The organism is Rhizobium sp. PP-F2F-G48 (assembly GCF_004342335.1).
In the GTDB taxonomy this organism is placed as follows: domain Bacteria; phylum Pseudomonadota; class Alphaproteobacteria; order Rhizobiales; family Rhizobiaceae; genus Ferranicluibacter.
On sequence record NZ_SLVH01000013.1, the window covers coordinates 95148 to 114315 of the forward strand.

At 61.0% G+C, this 19168-nt stretch carries 11 protein-coding genes; 6 read left to right on the top strand and 5 right to left on the bottom strand.

The annotated features are described in order from the left end of the window. Window positions 1–25: 25 nt before the first annotated feature. Window positions 26–3448, bottom strand: a complete 3423-nt coding sequence (locus C8J36_RS22460; protein ID WP_132537527.1) for an HAD family hydrolase — start codon at window positions 3446–3448, stop codon at window positions 26–28. A gap of 1532 nt (window positions 3449–4980) precedes the next feature. On the opposite strand from C8J36_RS22460, the gene C8J36_RS22465 reads away from it, so the two are divergent. The 4 genes from C8J36_RS22465 (at window position 4981) to C8J36_RS22480 (ending at window position 10072) form a co-directional block, all read left to right on the top strand. Then, window positions 4981–7296 carry a peptidase G2 autoproteolytic cleavage domain-containing protein gene (locus C8J36_RS22465; protein WP_132537528.1) on the top strand — a complete coding sequence of 772 codons (2316 nt, stop codon included), beginning with the start codon at window positions 4981–4983 and terminating at the stop codon, window positions 7294–7296. 119 nt (window positions 7297–7415) lie between these two features. Beyond that, window positions 7416–7604: a hypothetical protein gene (locus C8J36_RS22470; RefSeq protein WP_132537529.1), complete on the top strand. Its 189-nt coding sequence runs from the start codon at window positions 7416–7418 to the stop codon at window positions 7602–7604. Window positions 7605–8043: 439 nt separating this feature from the next. Next, window positions 8044–8283: a hypothetical protein gene (locus C8J36_RS22475; protein WP_132537530.1), complete on the top strand. Its 240-nt coding sequence runs from the start codon at window positions 8044–8046 to the stop codon at window positions 8281–8283. Window positions 8284–8422: 139 nt separating this feature from the next. Further along, on the top strand, window positions 8423–10072 hold the full coding sequence (locus tag C8J36_RS22480) for an AMP-binding protein (RefSeq protein ID WP_132537531.1): 1650 nt from the start codon (window positions 8423–8425) through the stop codon (window positions 10070–10072). A gap of 97 nt (window positions 10073–10169) precedes the next feature. Here the strand turns inward: C8J36_RS22480 and C8J36_RS22485 are convergent, their stop codons facing one another. The 4 genes from C8J36_RS22485 to secA form a co-directional block, all read right to left on the bottom strand. Further along, window positions 10170–11450, bottom strand: coding sequence for a GNAT family N-acetyltransferase (locus tag C8J36_RS22485; RefSeq protein WP_132537532.1), 1281 nt, complete (start codon window positions 11448–11450; stop codon window positions 10170–10172). Beyond that, a complete protein-coding gene (locus C8J36_RS22490; RefSeq protein WP_132537533.1) occupies window positions 11447–12913 on the bottom strand; it encodes a lipopolysaccharide biosynthesis protein in 1467 nt (488 codons plus the stop codon). Before C8J36_RS22490 ends, C8J36_RS22485 begins: the two co-directional genes overlap by 4 nt. A gap of 100 nt (window positions 12914–13013) precedes the next feature. Further along, a complete protein-coding gene (locus tag C8J36_RS22495) occupies window positions 13014–13655 on the bottom strand; it encodes a LysE family translocator (RefSeq protein ID WP_132537534.1) in 642 nt (213 codons plus the stop codon). A 185-nt stretch (window positions 13656–13840) separates the two neighbouring features. After that, window positions 13841–16561 carry a preprotein translocase subunit SecA gene (gene secA / locus C8J36_RS22500; protein ID WP_132537535.1) on the bottom strand — a complete coding sequence of 907 codons (2721 nt, stop codon included), beginning with the start codon at window positions 16559–16561 and terminating at the stop codon, window positions 13841–13843. A gap of 269 nt (window positions 16562–16830) precedes the next feature. Between secA and C8J36_RS22505 the strand changes: the two genes are divergently transcribed. Next, window positions 16831–17724 (top strand): peptidylprolyl isomerase, encoded by an 894-nt coding sequence (locus C8J36_RS22505; protein WP_062595650.1) that lies wholly within the window; start codon window positions 16831–16833, stop codon window positions 17722–17724. Window positions 17725–17926: 202 nt separating this feature from the next. Next, a complete protein-coding gene (argJ, locus tag C8J36_RS22510) occupies window positions 17927–19168 on the top strand; it encodes a bifunctional glutamate N-acetyltransferase/amino-acid acetyltransferase ArgJ (RefSeq protein WP_132537536.1) in 1242 nt (413 codons plus the stop codon).

The window sequence follows — 19168 nt, forward strand, 5'->3', positions numbered from 1 at the left end:
ATCCTGTTGAGCTAAAGCGTTTCGCTCATCTTCTCGGGGGAAAAAGAACGGCTCCCACTCCGCGGTACCAAGGGTTGCGCAGGTCGGCGAAAAAGCCTTCCGGATCTGCGTTGAACTTCCTTAGGTCCCTTTCGTTTCCGATTTTCGCGACCAACGGACGAACGATTGGCATCAAACTCTTCTGCAGTCCGGACGGCTCTCTCTTTATCGGAAGAATTTCCATCGTTGCACGGGAAACCGCCTTCGCCACGAAGGGGGTCGCTGCACTTGGTACAGTTTCGGTCCGAGCCGTGAGCGCCGCGTATCCTGCCTTCCAATAGGATGCCGAAACATCCTTGGTCGGTGAGATAAAATGCCGGGTCGATGCTCCGCTGAACGCATCCTCAAGCTGTGCGCCGAGAAACAGTCTCGCGTCGTCGGCAGACGGTGAAGACAGGAAATCCGCCATAAGAGCGGTCGCGATGTCCGGGCCGAAGTTGACCTCTGCAATGTTTGGGCCGAGTGTCCGGCAGATGTCGTCAACAAAGGAGAGCGCGCCACGCTGGATCGCGCCTATCAACTTGAGACGATCAGGAGATGTTTCCCCAGCATAAACCGGTTCGAAGGACCCAGAGGATGACTGGCGGACGCGCTCGATCGTAGGCGTTACGTCACAAAGAATGTTCTCCAGCATCAGGCGGTTGGAGAGGATCGGGTTGCGGTCCGTCGCGATGACGTCTTCGCCCATAAAAGCTCGGATCGTGTGACCGGCTCTCTTCCATCGTGTGGAGGCTTCCAGGCTGGCAAAGTACAGGCCCGTTATAGGTTTGCCGAGCATCTGCCCTAAGCTGCCCTGCATATTGGCATGCCAGCCTACGTCGACCACGGCAAACCGTTCGTCGCTATACAGTCCACTTGCCTTCAGATACTCGCGATAAACTGTCCCCTCGCTCTGCGCGATAGCCAGGATCTTTGGCTCAAGCCGTTTTAGGAGCTGTCTCAGCCTTGCTTTCTCGACAGCGCTTCGACCAATGACCGCCTGAAGATTTTTGTAGCCGGTTTCAGCAAGATCATCGCTTGTAATTGCCGAACTTTCCAGTCCGAAACGACCCGTTAGCAGTGAGTTGAGTGAAGCCGTGCTATCGATCGTCTGATTTGCAAGCTCGATGATATCTTCGAACGAGGAAAGTTGCGCGACGCGAATTGCTCGTCGAGACCCGAACAAGTAGTTCGACTTTGCCCGAGTAGGGGCAACGCCGGCGACGCGGTCGAAAGCGTCTTTCAAGATTTTTCCTTCCCTTGACAGAAAATGGAGTGTCTCCAACTCCATCTCGATCGAGGATCGGCGTATCCATGTCGCCATCGCGGCAACGAGTGGCCCAACGACAGTATAGCCAAGTAGCCAAGGGTCGCCACGCGAGACGCTTTCAAATGTGGCTCTCTTCGGGTCGTCGAAAAGCTTATGGCCGATGGCGCCTGCGGTCACGCTTCGGCCGAGGCCCGTCATAGGGACGCGCCGTCCGAAGGCAGCCAGCAGCTGAGGATGCTTTGATATGTAATCCGATGATTTCGGTACATGAAATGCGGTGATCTTCCTCGACTCGGCCGGACGAACGTCGGTGTTGATGTTGTCGCCAACGTGCACCATACGTACCGGTGATATGCTGCGCTCGGCGGCGATATAATCAAACAACGATCCCGATTTTTTCGTCATTCCGATTTCGCTCGAGAGATAGATTTGGTCTGGATCATAGCCGGTACGATCAAGGATAGAATCGATGCAATGGCGCGGCAGGTACATATCGCTTGTGACGATGACCGGGATGTTGGCCGCTTTGGCGGCCTGAAACATCCTCTGTCCGATAGGCCGGACCCGGCAGGCGCGAACCTCGATCTCGATTTCGGCTTCAAGATAGGGTGCTAAGCTGCTCGCAGGGACGCCAAGCGCCAGAGCGAACTGGTCATAGATATCCTGAAGCGATATTTCTTCACCTTGAGCCTCCGTTCTCGCCGCAAGTTCGGCAGCGAGACGCTTCGCAGCAAAGTCGAAGATCGGTTCAAGCCGACGGCGATCCACCTCCAATTCGAGGAGACGATACAGGTCCGCCGGCGCTTCAAAGCCACGGATGACAAGCGTATCGAAGAGATCGAAAGACACGAGTTGAGGCGATTGGGTCTTGAGAAGATCAGCAAACTGGGACGCCTTTGAAGGGCTTTCTGCAACAAGCCCTGCTCTCGCGTAGTCCCGCTCCACGATCTTCTCTCTAAAGCTCGACAAGACTATCTCATCGTAATGGGGATCTATGTCAGTAAACGAGGGAAACCGATCCTCTATAGGCCTTGTTCGACGACCAGCCAATTCTTCGAGTAACGAGACGAGGAACTTCCCGTCAAGTACCTTGCTCGCGAGTGGCTGGTTCTTCATCAGTGCGAAAGAGAGAATCCGATCGCGCTGGATGTCTTGACTGACCCTGGACTGATCGAATGGGGCCAGATGTGTTTCCCCGATCACCTTCAAGGGAGTGTGCCAGATCATTGCTTGAAGCGCGAGCCCGGACGTTGCGACGGCCACTTCGGACGCGCTCTGTAGAAGATGCTGACTGACCGACGGAATGGACCCGGTTTCGGCATCGAACACCAGATTGGGGTGTTTCTTGACAAGAAACTCGGTGAACTCCGGTGTCATGACCATATCTCGGTACATGTTGGAAACGTACTGAGTGACCATCACCGTTTTTGACGGATCCATCTCAGTCAGGGCCTTCATGCAGAACTCGGCTTGGGAGTAAAAGCCCGTGTCAGCCTTGAAGGCGTAATGTGCGGAAATCTGAAGGGGTAAAAGCGAAAACTGGCGACCTTCCGATTGGAGCGTTTCCGCTAATGGAACCGGGAACCGATTGAAGATCCGCATCGTTGTGTCGCGGAACGACGAAAGAACTGGCGCAATTGGAGCGGATGAAACGATATGATCCGCATGTTGGAACATCGTGCCGTGTCGATAAAGCCCTGCTGTATCGAATGTAATGGTATGGGGATAAGGCGCGCGCGCGAAAGCACCAGGCATCTGACTGACGATCAATGCGTCGGGATACAGATTACGCAAGTAAGGTGACGGCGTCTCCCATAGAAGAACACAGTCTACGTCTTTAGGGAGCTTGTCGGCAAGATAGGTTGTCAAACGATCGCAAATTGCGGAATTTTGTCCGTCTGAATAGAATTCAACGGAGGGATCGGCCCAGCTTCCTATTTCACGAATGACATCAGTCGTATTCAGCGAAATAAGCTCGCACGAACCTTTGAGCCGATCGACGTGATCCGAAAATGCGTCTGGAAATGCAATCGTCACCTTGCACTTCTGAGCAATCAGAGCGCTTGCTTGCTCCAATAGCGTTTTCGTAAAGGCGTTAAGACCGAAGAAAAGGTCGCCTCCCTGAGTTGGCCAAGGCTGGCTCCATATCAGCACGTGCATATATTCTCTCCGATATCAAAATCTATGTTCGTCATCGCCCGCGCGATGTCTCTGTTTGGTGCGCTCGCTGTCAGCGGCAGCCGCGCTATGTCCCCAGATCAGATGTATCTGCCGCAGGGGAATCAGGCTGGGTAAAATCGACCCGGTCCCAGTCCATGCTGTTCGGTGTTCGGCTCCAGGCTGTCCGTGATCGGACAAGTCTAGCGGGAGATCCGACGTAAACGCCATTCGCCTCTGTGAGTGGGCGCGTTATCATCCAACCGGTCCCGACGATCGAGCCGCTGGCGATCGTCATGCCCTTCAAAACGCGCACACCTTCGCCGATCCAGACGTGCTCGCCAATGTCTACATTTCTGCCAGCGTTAATTTCTTCCCGCGAATCAAGATCGTACATTGGGTGCTCGTCGGAACATCTGATTTCGATATTGCGGGAAAACATGCAATCACGACCGACGGTAATTGAAGCCCGTGCGCCCACACTGAAACGAACGCCGGCAGCGGTTGTGTGGGACGCGACTCTCAAGCTTGACTTGTTACCTTGTACGTACACAAGACCCCGGAGTACGCAATCCTTCGCAATGGCTACGATGTTGTTGTTTCCCTTAACTTTTATGAAAAAGCCTGAAAGGTCAGCTCTCGGGTCAAGTCGGATCTGGTTGCCGCGTCCGTACATTTCAAGCCTATATGGCGGACGATCCATGTCCAGATGATTGGTCCAATTGCCTTCTCCTTCATCGACAAACACGCACGGTTTACTCAACCCTCTGCCTCCATCTTTGGCGCCGCTTTGCAGCCGGCCACCGAGAACGTTTCGCTAAAGCCAATGGCCGAAGCTTGACTGACCTGCTCGCTCCTGATGACGGTCAATGTCCCGGTGGACGCACAACCATCTCTCGATGCTAAGCCAGTATTTTCATTGATCCGGCCTTGCTTGTGGAGCATCTGAGACAATTTGTAGCTTGGAATGTCGAAGCGAGCACGTCCAAAATCGCCAGGGTAGGGTCCGTGGAATATTACCCTTGTTGGGCAGGCCTATGTTGGTGCTCTAACTGAGAGGCTTTTTTTTGTCCATACAGTCGTCTGGGCAATGTGAGCGGTCGTTCGCTGCGGAGGGCGTGTCGACGAGGATTGATCAGCTTCTCTAATTCTGGATTTGGAAAATCCCCAGCGCCGCGGCCTCTGCTTCTTGTAACCGTCAAATGCGCTGCATGGTCACGTCTGGCATGCCGCCGGCAACATCTTTGCGGCGACAAGTTGCCTGTTCATTTTGCGCATGCGCGCCGGCAGTGTCGTCGCGTTCGACGTCAACGCCGCTGCCTTCGTTAAGTCCATATTGCTTCAGAAGCTGAGTGGGACGCGCTCATTTTAACGACGTCATAACGACGTCGCGGTCGAGCGGAGAAATGTGTGAACACCATTGGTTGCAACTGCGCGCTCTCTAAGTCAGGTTTCTGGCATGAAGGTGGGCAGCCAGATAGATGCCCATTTGATGCGTCAGGACTAGCTTGCTCCTTTGAACGAACGGATATTCCATGAATCGGCGATCTTTTATCCAATTTGGACTGGTGACAGCCGGTGGTGCCGGAACGGGTCCCTTGAATTCTTCGGCGCTGCCCCTTTACCGGGTGCAGGATGCGGCCTCGGCCAGCGAGAAAGCGGAATTTCCCCCAGCGGAGGCTGGAAAAGCTCTGGGCTGGGCTCAGGATGGTACGTTGGCCAACCTTGACATAGCCGCCGAGGGAAGCGCGGTCTTCGGGGAGACGGGCCGTAGACTTGCAAGCACTTCGTCTGTCCTGCAAGCGCGCAGTTTGCTCGATCCGATGGCCAGTTTCTTCCGCGATGGCGTCACCAATGATGATGATAATTTTGCGGCTCTTGAGAATGTTGTGACCGGAAAAGATTTCGACCTGGGCGAATTTACCTATGCTGTTTCGGTCGTGCCTATGCGCAACAGATATACGAACGGCAAGTGGTCCATTGCCGGGACTATTTTCGATGCCGATCAAAACGATGGGATGATCTCGTCGGATGCTGACACGGGTGTCCTGTCGAATAGTGTTTACGCCAGTCCAATTACGGGTCTGCTCTCAAGAGGAGGGCGCTCGACCAGACAATTGTTCGGGCTGCTTTGGTCCCAGGGATCTCTGGCGACGGGGCCGTCACGTGCGGGTGTTTTGTTAGGCATATATTCCTGGGCCACCGGCAATGTGTCCGCTATTCTCGCTGCTCGTCAGTCTGGGGCGCAGATCCCTCAATCCGTTGTTGCAGCATCGGAAGAGACGATCGCCTCTCATGGTTTTCGCGCCTTTCTCGCCGCCTCCATCTTCAGCCGTCATGCGGGCGAGAGTGGATTTCAGGGGGCGACGCGCCGTAGCCATACCGGCGCTCAACATACGTTCAATATCGGCTCCGTCGATGCCTATGCCGGCGGGGGACATGGCTTGGACATTCGATGCAAGCCAGCACGAGGCCTGCTGCACGACACATCTCTGACGATTATCTCCGGGGGTATGGGCTATAGCTCCGGAGGGGCGCTAGTCTTTTCAGATCGGAAGAACGCACCGACAACCATTGCCACCGCGAGCCCGGTCTTCAACAAGAAAGGAACGCTTACCGGGTTTACAAATTTCGTCAGCGGTTCCGGGTATAGCGACGACGTCGATGTTTATTACATGGAAGCCTCCGGCAACCAGAGCGGCAATATCGGAACTGCCAATGGCTGTGCCGCTGCCGGCGATAACAGCGGAAATTTGTTCTCACAGCGTTCGGTGGTCGGTAAAGCGGCTTCGTTCGGTGTCAATGTCGGACAAAGTGGTAAAGGTGGAAGTTCTGTGCAGGCCTCATGCGGCGGGAACTATTCCGGGCAAGAGAACACGTCGAATAATGTGGGAGCCGTCACACTGGCGTCATCTGGCGGTCTCTCGGCAGGTGCGTTCAGTCTCGTCATGGCAGCAAGCTTCTGTCAGGCGAAAGCGGATCAAGCCGTCGCGATGGGTCGTCGCGTCATAAACAATGTGGCGCTATCCCTAGCAGGCGGGAGTGAAGCACGGGGTGCCGCAAGCGCGAGTAACCGCAAGATACATCTTTATTTCGACAGTGGAAATGTCGAGATCTCCGGCACTCTGACGCAGAACAAAGTCTTCACGGACATTGCCAAGATGTTTGAAAACGCTGAGCCGGGCGTGCCTATCGCGGTTGGAGCTCTGGTGACGTTGGATGGTCGCAAAGTGCGCTTGGCGAACGCCGGCGATGTGTTCTTTTCAGTTCACACGCGAACTTATGCCATCCTGTTAGGTGATACAGGGTTTACTTGGGCGGGCCGCTATCTCACGAATGACCACGGAGAGATGTTGACGCAACAGATACCGGATCCCGATTGGCAGGCACTCGTGCCCGACCCCGACTGGCCGTCAATCATACCCAATCCGGCCCATCCCGTTTTTGACGATGTCGTTGACGACAAGGGCAATGCGAAACGCGGTGGCGATGGCAGCCTGCTTCGCTACGCCGTGAGCGAACCTACCGTGCCGAATCCACGTCAGCCGGCGAAGATCCCGAACCCCGTCCCTCAAGCCTTGATCACCGTGCCTGTTGAGAATCCGGATTACAACTCTTTGCTCGACCAGGTGCCCCGCTCGAAGCGCCGTGAGCAATGGACTCCGATGCTCCTTCAAGGCGAAGCGTTCATGCATGTTACGGCCGATGTTCAGCCCAACGATTACATCGAGCCTGTTGCGCCCGGCATTGGAGGTAAGTCCACACGGCCTACGGGCTTTCGTTGCATGGAGATTATGACGCCGTTCGATCGTGGGAAAGGGTATGCGATTGCGCTTGGACTGCGTGTTTAGCGTCTCAGTAAAAATCTGTCGATGTCGCGGACAACCCGATCCCGCCGCGCCTCGCGCCTCCCCCTTGACGTTCACCCCTAACACCGCATCTCCTCCTCAGCAGGATCAATGAGGCTGGCATGGTCGAGAGGCGGTATGGGGTGCGGCAGGAGCGGAGTGGGGTGTGGACGGTCGTCGATGAGATGACCGGGCTGCCGGCGGCGTCGGATGGGCGGGATCTGACCGGGCTTGAGAAACAGGATGCGCGGGATATTGCCGAGGTCTTGAACCGGGACGATCGGTTGCGGCGGGGGAGTTCGCTGGTTTAGGGGCTTTGCCGTCTTCTCAGGCGTGTGCCGTGCAGGGAACCACAGGGAGCGATGCCGGAAGGGTCTCGTCGTGCGGGCGTCGCCTGCGAGGAAAAGGGGTGCGCGGACGCTCTACAAACCGCGCGTGACGAGACAATCGCATGCCAATCCTGAAGGCTTGGTAAAGATTGGATGGTCGATGGCGCTTGGGGCCGGGGTTTTTCGGAATATCTCCTTTTAAGGGCGTTTTTCCGTAAGCGGGCTTTCGGACCATCGCTTGTGCGGCGGGGTATGGGCTATTGGCGGGCGGTAACACGGTGCGGGCCGGGCTCGTCGTTGCGAGTGTATCAGGTCGAGACATGTGCTGCGGCTTCTTAACCGGGTTGGGGCAAGCGGTTTGCCGAAAGGGGACAGTGCGTGCCATTCTGAAGTCATCACTTACAGATCAGGAGGCGCTTTCTTGGCACAGGCTTCTTTTCCAGTTTCCACCATCCGCATTCCGGAGCGGGCCGAGGTCGATGTCGTCACGAGTGCGGTCTTTGCGTGGTGCGCAGAGCGGCGGATCGGGATGCGGACGCAGGCCGGCGTGAGTGCCGCAAGCGCTGCGATCGCGCTTTTCGAGAGCGGCTATCGGACGCAGGATGCGCTGTTTCATGCGCTTCACGGCTTGAGCGGCACCGACATGGCGCAGTATGGCTGAGGCGGGACGCGCGCGGGGCCTGCAGATCGCGCGCGTCAGGACGTGGGACTGATCGTGTCGCCGTCGATTGATCTGGCGACCGGGGCGATGATAGGATCAGGGGGGCCGCCGTGTCGGTCTTGTCTTCGCTTGGCGGTCCATGGTTCCCACCTCATCCACCTTACCCTTCCGCTATGACGCGCTGATCCGGGATTTCGCCTGGGACATTCCGGCGCGGTTCAATATCGGCGTGGCCGTGAGCGATGCCTGGGCGGCACGGGAGCCGGAGCGCGTCTGCCTGCAGCATTTCCATGCCGACGGGCAGCACGAGGCTTTGACCTATGGTGCCTTTGCCGCGCGGTCCTCCGCGCTTGGCGCCGGCCTTGTTGCGCGCGGGGTCCGGCCGGGCGATCGTGTCGCGATCCTGCTGCCGCAGGGGTTCGAGGCGGCGATCGCGCATGCCGCGATCTATAAGCTCGGGGGCATCGCCCTGCCTCTGGCGCTTCTCTTCGGCGTCGAAGCCCTGGAATACCGGCTGCGGGATGCCGGCGCCTGCGCCGTCATCACCGACCGTTCCGGCGTGGCCCGGTTGTCCGCTCTCCAAGCGGGGCTGCCCGATCTGCACCTGATCGTCTGCACGGATGGCGGCGAGGGCGTGGCCGACATGGACACGACGGTCGGGTTCGATCGGCTCTTGGCGACGGATGCAAGCGGCTTTGCCGCGGCCGACACCGGGCCGGACGATCCGGCATTGATGATCTACACATCCGGCACCACGGGCCCGCCGAAAGGCGCGCTGCACGGCCATCGGGTGCTGCTCGGCCATCTCCCCGGCTTCCAGTTTCACCATGCCGGCCTGCCGCAGGCGGGCGATCGCATGTGGACGCCGGCCGACTGGGCCTGGGCGGGGGGGCTGCTGAATGCGCTGTTGCCGTCGCTTCTGCTCGGTGTTCCCGTCGTGTCGTCTCCGGCGCAAAAGTTCGATCCGCATATGGCGTTCCGCATCCTGTCGGAGATGAAGGTTCGCAACGCGTTCATTCCGCCGACGGCGCTGCGGCTGATGAAGGCGGTCGAGGATCCCAAGGCGCAGTATGCTTTCGATCTTCGCACGGTCGGGGCGGCGGGGGAGGCGCTGGGTCGCGAGACCTTCAAACAGGCGTCACGGGCGCTTGGCGTCGTGATTGCCGAGTTTTACGGGCAGACGGAGTGCAACATCGTGATTTCCTCCAGCGCCGCCTATGGCGTGCTGAAGGCGGGATCGATGGGGAAGGCGGCGCCCGGGCATGTGGTCGAGATTATCGACCGTGACGGAAAGGTCCTGCCGCGCGGGCAGGTGGGCCAGGTCGCCGTGCGGCGACCCGATCCGGTGATGTTTCTCGGCTACTGGGGCAATCCGGCGGCAACGGAGGCGAAGTTCATCGGCGAATGGATGACGACCGGCGACCAGGCGGTGATGGATGCGGACGGCTATATCAGCTTCTTCGGGCGCGACGACGATGTCATCACCTCGTCCGGCTTCCGCATCGGACCGAGCGAGGTCGAGGATTGCCTCGCCGGCCATCCCGCCGTCCGCATGGCCGCCGTCATCGGCAAGCCGGACCCCGTCCGCACCGAGATCGTGAAAGCCTATGTCGTTCTGGCCGAGGGATACACGGCGTCGGATGCGCTGGCCGCATCCCTTTCCGACTGGGTGAAGACGCGGCTGTCGATGCATGAATATCCGCGCGAAGTCGCCTTTATCGATGCGCTGCCGCTGACGACGTCGGGCAAGATCGTGCGGCGGTTGCTGCGCGACGCCGAGGTTCGATAGGGATCTTGGGCAGGGCAGGCGCGCTCGCCGGCGATTGCGGGCTCGCCAGAGGGGCCCCCGGCCTCTTTGGTCGAAGGCATTTCGTCGCTGGAAACGCTTAGCGAAAACCCTTCGGCGCAAGCGCGCGCATCTTCTCGCGCAGCAGGCGGGCCATGTTGCGGGTGTTGCGGTAGAGGTGGAGCTGGGTCGCGACCTGGCGCACGTCGCGGTCGCGGTTGGCGCGAAGACCGATGACGAGCGTACCCATTTCCTCGCGCTCTTTCCAGAAGCGGCTCATGATCGGGTGATCGGGCACGGCGCAGCTGTCGGATTTCGTGATGTTCGGATCATCGAGATGCCATTCGGTCAGCGCGTTCAAGAGCAGCTTGCCGGGGGAATAGCGGGCATAGGTCTCGTCGTAGCCGGTCTTCCAGGTATAGGCCTCGCCGCCCATCATGAAGACCACCATCGAGGCGATGGCGACGCCGTCGAGATCGATCGTGTGAATGCGGACGGCATCGGCTTCGGCAAGGTTGGTGATCGCCTCGCGGGCAAAGGCCGCGCGGTAACGGTCCATGACGATGGCCGTGCGCTGGCGTCCCTTCCAGCCGGAGGCTTCGAGCGCCAGGAATTCCTCCATGCGCAGGCGGATCTCTTCCGGCTGGCGTGCGACCGCGTGGGTCACCGTGCCGAGGCGGGAAAGCAGCGTCCACTGGCGCCGCACTTCGCGAAGATGTGCCGGACTGATCGCGCCCCGCAGATAGGTGTCTCCATCGAGCGGGCTTTCGAGCACAGGCCGGCTGAACGTGTCGGTCACTGTCAGCGGCAGGTTCCGGCTGATGGCGACGGCGCGGGCGAGACGGGCGAGCGGACCCTTGAGGCGGAGGTCGGGCAAGACCAGGATCGGCGGCAGGCCTGCTTGCGGATTGGCCAGCGCCTCGAACAGGTTGTCGAGCGTTTCCGCGGCTTCCTCCGTATCGAGCAGCGGCGTGCCGAGCGGGCCGAACGGATTGGACCAGACGCGGATGATCGGCGTGCCGATGGCAAAGCCCGGTTTTTCCACCGAGAACGGCATCAGAAACCGCAGCCGGCTGCGGGTGTCGCTGCGGTCGCGAATGATGGCGAGCCGCACGACGCGATCCTCCAGGCGGGGCATGGCGGGGGCGAGGAAACGGCCGGAAAAGAACACGTTGGGCTCGATCGCCCGATGCGACAGGAAATCGAGTTCCTCCTGCAGATCGTAACCGGCGCGGGCGGGATAGACGCAGAATTCACGGCCCGAGCGCCCGACCGGCACCAGCGTGTCGGCAGGGATGTGGTCATGGGCGAGCGGCTCGCGGCGGGGCACCCGGGAGGGCCGGTCGTTGGCGTCTGTCGGGAACTGGGGCGTGGCGCTCATGGTCGGCTGGCCTCTGCATCCATCGGTCTCGTCCTTGCCGTGCCGGCATCGAGACGGTCTGTCCTGACGGGTCTGGAATGGGGGTCGGCAAAGGCAAACAGCCTGATGCCGAAGGTATGGCGCACGGCGACGTGCAGCAGGACCGCCTCGACCATCATGGCGCCCGCGGTTGCCAGAGCGGCACCCGTCAGGCCGAAGACCGGGATGAGGGTAACGTTGAGCGCGATGTTGGCGGCAAGGGCGGCGGCGTAGAGCTTGACGCAGAGCGCCTGCTGGCCCCCCATCGTCAACAGCGCTTCCGCCGGGCCGATGAAGGCCTTGGCCATGATGCCGGCAAAGAGGATCGCCATCAACGGATAGCCGGACACGAAGGCCGGACCGAACAGCGACAGGAGAAAGCCGCCCGAGACGAGCACGCCTCCGCCGACGACGAGCGACGGCCAGAAGCACCACTTCGCGCTTTCGATGGCGATCACGGACAGCTGCTGCCCGTCCGAATGCCCCATCGCGGCGGAGAAGCGCGGTGCGGCGGCGGCCTTGACGGCGAAGAGCACGAAATGAACGAGCGCCATGGTCTTGGCGGCCGCGAAGTAGATCGCGACGCTTTCCGGATCGAGCGCGATGCCGACCAGCACGACGTCGGAATTCGTCAGCATGAAGCCGAAGCCGTCGATGAGGAAGATCGGCAGGGCGACGCGCAGCCAGGTGCGGAATTCGATCCGGATCGGCCCCGTCTTGTAGCGCCTGCGAAGGCGCCAGGTGAGGATGAAGAATTGCCCGACGGTCGCGACATAGGTGGCGGCCATGGCGGCGATCATCGCGGTCTGTGCGGTAGAAGCTTCGCCCAGCCGCACCGCGGCGACCATGAAGACGAGGATGAGCACCGGGCGGACGATATAGGTGGGGCTGAGAGCCGAGACGGCCCAGCTATGGGCCCGCGACGTGCCGTCCATGACATCGCCGAGCGCGATCATCGGCAGGGCGAAGACGCCGAGATACAGCGGCACGAGGTAGTAGCCGTTGACGACATCGCCGAAGAGGACGAGCCCGCCGATGCCGACGAGCGCCAGCGCGGTGGCGGACAGGAGCGCGAAGATCCGGACCGTCGTCATCATGCCGCGGATTTCGTCATGCGCGTTCAGCGCGTGATATTGCGGCACGAATCGGATGATCGCGGTGTGGAACCCAAGGCAGGAGAGGTTTCCGAACAGCACGACCAGAACCCAGACGAAGACGAAGATACCGTATTCGAACTCGCCCATCATGCGGGCCATGACGATCTGGGAGAGGAAGGCGATGCCGGCGCTGACGACACGGATGGCAAAAGCGACGAGCGCCATGCGCTGGGCGCGATGTTTCGGATCATCGCTGGTGAGCAACGGCTCCAGCCATCGCATCAGCGGCAGGAGCCGGTGCTTCAGACCCTGCGGCAGAAGACGTTCTGCCGTTTGACACGCTGCCATGAACACGAAACGCTACCTGACCTGTACGCCATACGACACGGGCCCGATGATGCCGCATCGGCGTTAACATTCCGTTGGGATGGATGCCCGGACGACAGGATTACGACCGGCTCAACGCCACATTGACGCCGAGGCCGACGAGGATCGTGCCGCCGATCTTCTGCATCAGGCGCTCGGCCCGGCCGGAGGTGCGCAGACGCGCGAGAACGGCTTCGGCGAGCAGGACGCAGACGATATCCGCTAGCGAAAACATCATGTTGACGATGGTTCCGAGAACGACGAACTGGAAGGCGACGGGAACGGCGGCGGCGGGATCGACGAATTGCGGCAGGAAGGCGAGGAAGAAGATCGCCGTCTTCGGATTGAGAACCTCGACCATCATGCTCTGCACGAAAGCCCGGCGGGCGGATTTGGGCGCAAGGCCCGGCGTGGCGTTCGCGTCGCCCTCGCGGCGGGCCGGCGTGCGGAACATGGCGATGCCGAGATAGACGAGATAGGCGGCACCGGCGAGCTTGACGACGAGATAGGCCGTCGGCACGGCCTGAAAGAGCATCGACAGGCCTGCGGCGGCGGCGGCCACATGGACATAGCAGCCGAGGTGAATGCCAAGCGTCGCCATCAGCCCGGCGCGCCGGTTGGCCGCAACCGTGCGGGCGGCCACATAAAGCATGGCCGGGCCGGGCAGGAAGGCAAACAGACCCGTGGTGATCAGAAAGGGAAGGAAGAGATCCAGCGATGTCATGATGTGGTCTCCCCGGGTGCTTGGAAACAGGACTTGCAGGGACAATGGCATGCAGCGGACGGCATGCAAAGTGCTTTCAAGCAGACGTCGGTCCATGAAATCGGAAGGATAATCGCCAGAAAAGAAAACACCACGCTCGGTATCGAAGCGTGGTGTTCTCATGGTCGGTCGAGAGAGGCCTTTCCTCAGGCCTCGGTGGCCTCGAAGGCGCCGTGGCAGTGCTTGTACTTCTTGCCGGAGCCGCAGGGGCAGGCTTCGTTGCGGGAGACGCGGCCCCAGGTGGCGGGGTTGGTCGGGTCGCGGTTCTCCGGTGCGACGGTGGCGAGGTTGCGGTCGTCTGCGAATTCGTCCTCGCCCGTCTGGGCGTCGATGTGATGGCCGAACATTTCCGGGGGCTCGGGCTGTGGCGCCTGGGCGGCGTCGCGCACGAGTTCCACGCGCATCAGTTGTGCGGTGACGCCCTGGCGCAGATTGGTCAGGAGCGCCTGGAACAGCTCGAAGGCCTCGCCCTTGTATTCCTGCAGCGGATCGCGCTGGGCATAGCCGCGGAAGCCGATGACGGAGCGCAGGTGGTCGAGATTGACGATATGCTCGCGCCAGAGATGGTCGAGCGTCTGCAGCACAACGGAGCGCTCGACATAGCGCATGATCTCGGGCCCGAAGCGCTCGGCGCGTTCCGTATTGGCCTCGTCTGCGGCGGTGAGAATGCGCTCGCGGATGTCGTTCTCGTCGATGCCTTCCTCGGCCGCCCAGGCGGCGATCGGCAGGTCGAGGTTGAGCGTTTCGCGGACGTCGGTGTTCAGGCCCTCGACATCCCACTGTTCGGCATAGGCTTTTTCCGGAATGCGCTTGGCGACGATGTCTTCGATGACCTCGTGGCGCATGTCGGCCACGGTTTCCGAGACGTCCTCGCTGTCCATCATCTCGATGCGCTGCTCGAAGATGACCTTGCGCTGGTCGTTCAACACGTCGTCATATTTCAAAAGGTTCTTGCGCGTATCGAAGTTGCGCGCCTCGACCTTCTTCTGGGCGCGCTCCAGCGCCTTGTTGATCCAGGGATGGACGATCGCCTCGCCTTCCTTCAGGCCGAGCTTCTGCAGCATCGAGTCCATGCGCTCGGAACCGAAGATGCGCATCAGGTCGTCCTGCAGCGACAGGTAGAATTTCGAGCGGCCGGGGTCGCCCTGACGGCCGGAGCGGCCGCGCAGCTGGTTGTCGATGCGGCGGCTTTCGTGGCGTTCGGTCGCCAGAACGTAGAGACCGCCGGCGGCGAGCGCCTTCTGCTTGAGGACCTGCACTTCAGCCTTGATCGCGGCTTCGCGCTGGTCGCGCTCCGGACCGGGCTCCACGTCGTTCAGCTCGGCTTCGATGCGCATGTCGAGATTGCCGCCGAGCTGGATGTCGGTGCCGCGGCCCGCCATGTTGGTGGCGATCGTCACCGCGCCGGGAACGCCGGCCTGGGAGACGATATAGGCTTCCTGCTCGTGGTAGCGGGCGTTCAGAACCTGGAAATTGGTAAAGCCCTCGCGCTTCAGAAGCGCGGCGAGGAGTTCCGACTTCTCGATCGAGGTGGTGCCGACGAGAACGGGCTGGTCGCGTTCGCGCGCCTGGCGGATTTCCTCGACGATCGCCTTGAACTTCTCCTCCGTCGTCCGGTAGACCTCGTCATGGTCGTCGATACGCTGGATCGGCAGGTTGGTCGGCACTTCCACGACTTCGAGGCCGTAGATGTTGCCGAACTCTTCCGCTTCCGTCGAGGCCGTGCCGGTCATGCCGCCGAGCTTCTCGTACATGCGGAAATAGTTCTGGAAGGTGATCGAGGCGAGCGTCTGGTTCTCGGGCTGGATCGTGACCTTTTCCTTGGCTTCCAGCGCCTGGTGCTGGCCTTCGGAATAGCGGCGGCCCGGCATCATGCGGCCGGTGAACTCGTCGATGATGACGATCTCGTCGCCGCGGACGATGTAGTCCTTGTCGCGCTGGAAGAGCTTGTGGGCCTTCAGCGCGTTGTTGACGTGGTGGACGATCGCGACGTTCTCGACGTCGTAGAGCGTCTCGCCCTTGAGCAGGCCGGCCTGGCGCAGCAGGTTCTCGAGCTTCTCGGTGCCGTCTTCGGAAAAATTGGCCGAGCGCTGCTTTTCATCGATCTCGTAATCGGCCTCGTCCAGCATCGGAATGAAGGCGTCGATCGTCGTGTAGAGCTCGGAGCGGTCGTCGAGCGGGCCGGAAATGATCAGCGGCGTGCGGGCTTCGTCGACCAGGATCGAGTCCACTTCGTCGACGATGGCGAAGAAGTGGCCGCGCTGGACCATCTGGACCCGCTCGTACTTCATGTTGTCGCGCAGATAGTCGAAGCCGAGCTCGTTGTTGGTCGCATAGGTGATGTCGCAGCCATAGGCCGCCTTGCGCTGGTCGTCCGTCAGCCCGTGGACGATGACGCCCGTGGACAGGCCAAGGAAGCCGTAGATGCGGGCCATGGTGGCCGAGTCGCGGCTGGCGAGATAGTCGTTGACGGTGACGACATGCACACCCTTGCCGGCCAGCGCATTGAGATAGACAGGAAGCGTCGCGACCAGCGTCTTGCCTTCGCCGGTCTTCATTTCGGCGATGGATTTCTCGTGCAGGATCATGCCGCCGATCAGCTGAACGTCGAAGGGGCGAAGGCCGAGGACGCGGTGGGCGGCCTCACGGGCCACGGCGAAGGCCGGGACCAGAAGATCGTCCAGGGTCTTGCCGGCGGCCAGCTGCTGGCGGAATTCGACGGTCTTGGCCGCAAGGGCTTCGTCACTCAAAGCCTTCATTTCGGGCTCGAGCGCGCTGATGGCGGCAACACGGGTGTTGTAGCCCTTGACGCGACGATCGTTGGAGGACCCGAAGAGTTTGCGGGCGAGGCCGCCGAGACTGACCATGAAGATGGTCCTTTCATGTGACGTCGGCGTTCCGCGCGTGGGTTCGAATTCCCGTCAACTGCGCCAAAACGCCCGGATCTTGTTCTGGACGCGAGGTTGCGTGACAGATAAGAGGGGGGTCGAATGATGTCAACGGGAGTTGCTGAGCGACGTTTCGCTGAAAATGCCGGTTTTGCAAGGCTACACAACGGCCACATTCTGGTGTTTGTGAGGTCGGCGACCCGGCCGCGAAGGGCGGATCCGGTACCCCATCGGGAAAGGTTTACGGAATGTTGAAATCCAGATTGCTCGCTGCCGTGGCGCTTGGCGCCGTGATCGCGATCCATGGGCCGGTCTTCGCCCAGGATGCCGCCGATCCGGTCGTCGCCAAGGTCGGGACCGCCGAGATCCATCAGTCCGAGCTCGATCTCGCAATGGCCTCGCTCGATCCGCAGCTGGCCCAGCTTCCCGACGAACAGAAGCGCGCCGCAGCCCTTTCGGGTCTCGTCGACGTGAAGCTGCTTGCCAAGGACGCCGAAGCCGAAGGCGTGCAGAACAGCGAAGACTTCAAGAAGCGTCTCGCCTACCTGACGGACCGCGAACTTCACAACGCCTACTTCAAGAAGCACGTCGTCGATGCCGTCACGGCCGACGAGGTCAAGGCGCGCTATGAGAAGGAAGTGTCCGGGATCAAGCCGCAGGAAGAGGTGAAGGCCCGCCACATCCTCGTGAAAACCGAGGATGAAGCCAAGGCCATCATCAAGGACCTCGATGCCGGCAAGGATTTCGCGACGCTTGCCAAGGAAAAGTCCACCGATCCGAACAAGGACGACGGCGGCGACCTCGGCTACTTCACCAAGGAGCGCATGGTGCCGGAATTTTCCGAAGCCGCGTTCGCGCTGGAGAAGGGCGCCTATACGAAGACCCCGGTGAAGTCGCAGTTCGGCTATCACGTCATCCTTCTCGAGGACAAGCGCCTGCAGCCGCCGCCGCCGCTCGAACAGGTCGAGCCGCAGGTCAAGCAGCTCGTCATGCGCGACAAGTATCTGGCGCTTCTGGCCGATGCCAAGAAGGATGCCGGCGTCGAGATCAGCGACCCCGCCCTGAAGAAGGCCTATGACGAGGCCAACAAGGCCGACGAAGCCGGCGCCACCGAAGGCGACGCCGTCGAAGGCGCCAACTAGGCCGGCACTGGCGGCCGGGGCGGTTCTATCCTCCGGGTGAGGATCAGGGCCGCCTTCGCCCCGCGCGCCGGTCTGTCACGCTGCTGTGACAACCGTCCATCATGAGTGAAAATCCCGAAGGCGATCCTTCGGGATTTTCGTTTGCCGAACCTGCCCTCTGCCGTCTCAGTCTCCTGTCAGCCCTTTCCGCGAAGGTCCTTCCATGTCCGGTTCCGTTTCTCCACTTGCCCCGAAAACCTTCGCCGACATGCCGCCGGTGCGCGGCGTGCGCATGGCGACGGCCGAAGCCGGCATCAAGTACAAGAACCGCACGGACGTCCTGATGATGGTGTTCGACGCGCCGGCTGCCGTTGCCGGCGTTTTCACGCGCTCGCTCTGCCCGTCGGCCGCGGTGGATTTCTGCCGCCAGAACCTGTCGGGCGGCGTCGCCCGCGCCGTCGTCGTCAATTCCGGCAATGCCAATGCGTTTACGGGCGTCAAGGGCCGTGCCGCGACCGAACTCACCGCCACATCGGCGGCCGAGGCTGTGGGCTGCGCGACGGGCGAGGTGTTTCTTGCCTCCACGGGCGTGATCGGCGAGCCGCTGGATGCGACCAAGTTCGCCGGCGTGCTCGGCGACATGAATGCCCGCGGGACGGAAGACGTCTGGCTGGAGGCCGCCAAGGCGATCATGACCACGGACACCTATCCCAAGGTCGCGACCCGCTCGGCGACCATCGGCGGCGTCACGGTGACCATCAACGGCATCGCCAAGGGCGCCGGCATGATCGCGCCCGACATGGCGACGATGCTGTCCTTCGTCGTCACGGATGCCAATATCGCGCCGCAGGCCCTGCAGGCCCTGTTGTCTGAGGGCGTCGGCCCGTCCTTCAATTCCGTGACCGTGGATAGCGATACCTCGACGTCGGATACCTTGATGCTGTTTGCAACGGGTGCGGCTTCGGCCGACGGTCAGGCGCGCGTCGAGGATGCGTCGGATGCGGCGCTCGACGGTTTTCGCGAAGCGCTCAATGCCGTGCTGTTCGACCTCGCCTTGCAGGTGGTGCGCGACGGCGAGGGCGCGCGCAAGATGGTGGCCATCACGGTCGAAGGCGCCGAGAGCGATGCCGCCGCCAAGCGGATCGGCCTGTCGATCGCCAATTCGCCGCTCGTGAAGACGGCGGTGGCCGGCGAGGACGCCAACTGGGGTCGCATCGTCATGGCTGTCGGCAAGGCAGGCGAGAAGGCCGACCGCGACCGGCTGGCCATCTGGTTCGGGGATATCCGTGTTGCCGTCAACGGCGAGCGCGACCCGGCCTATTCGGAAGCGGCCGCGACCGCCGTCATGAAGGAGCAGGACATCGCCATCAAGGTCGAGATCGGGCTCGGCTCGGGCACCGCGACCGTCTATACCTGCGACCTCACCAAGGAATATATCGAGATCAATGGCGACTACCGGAGCTGA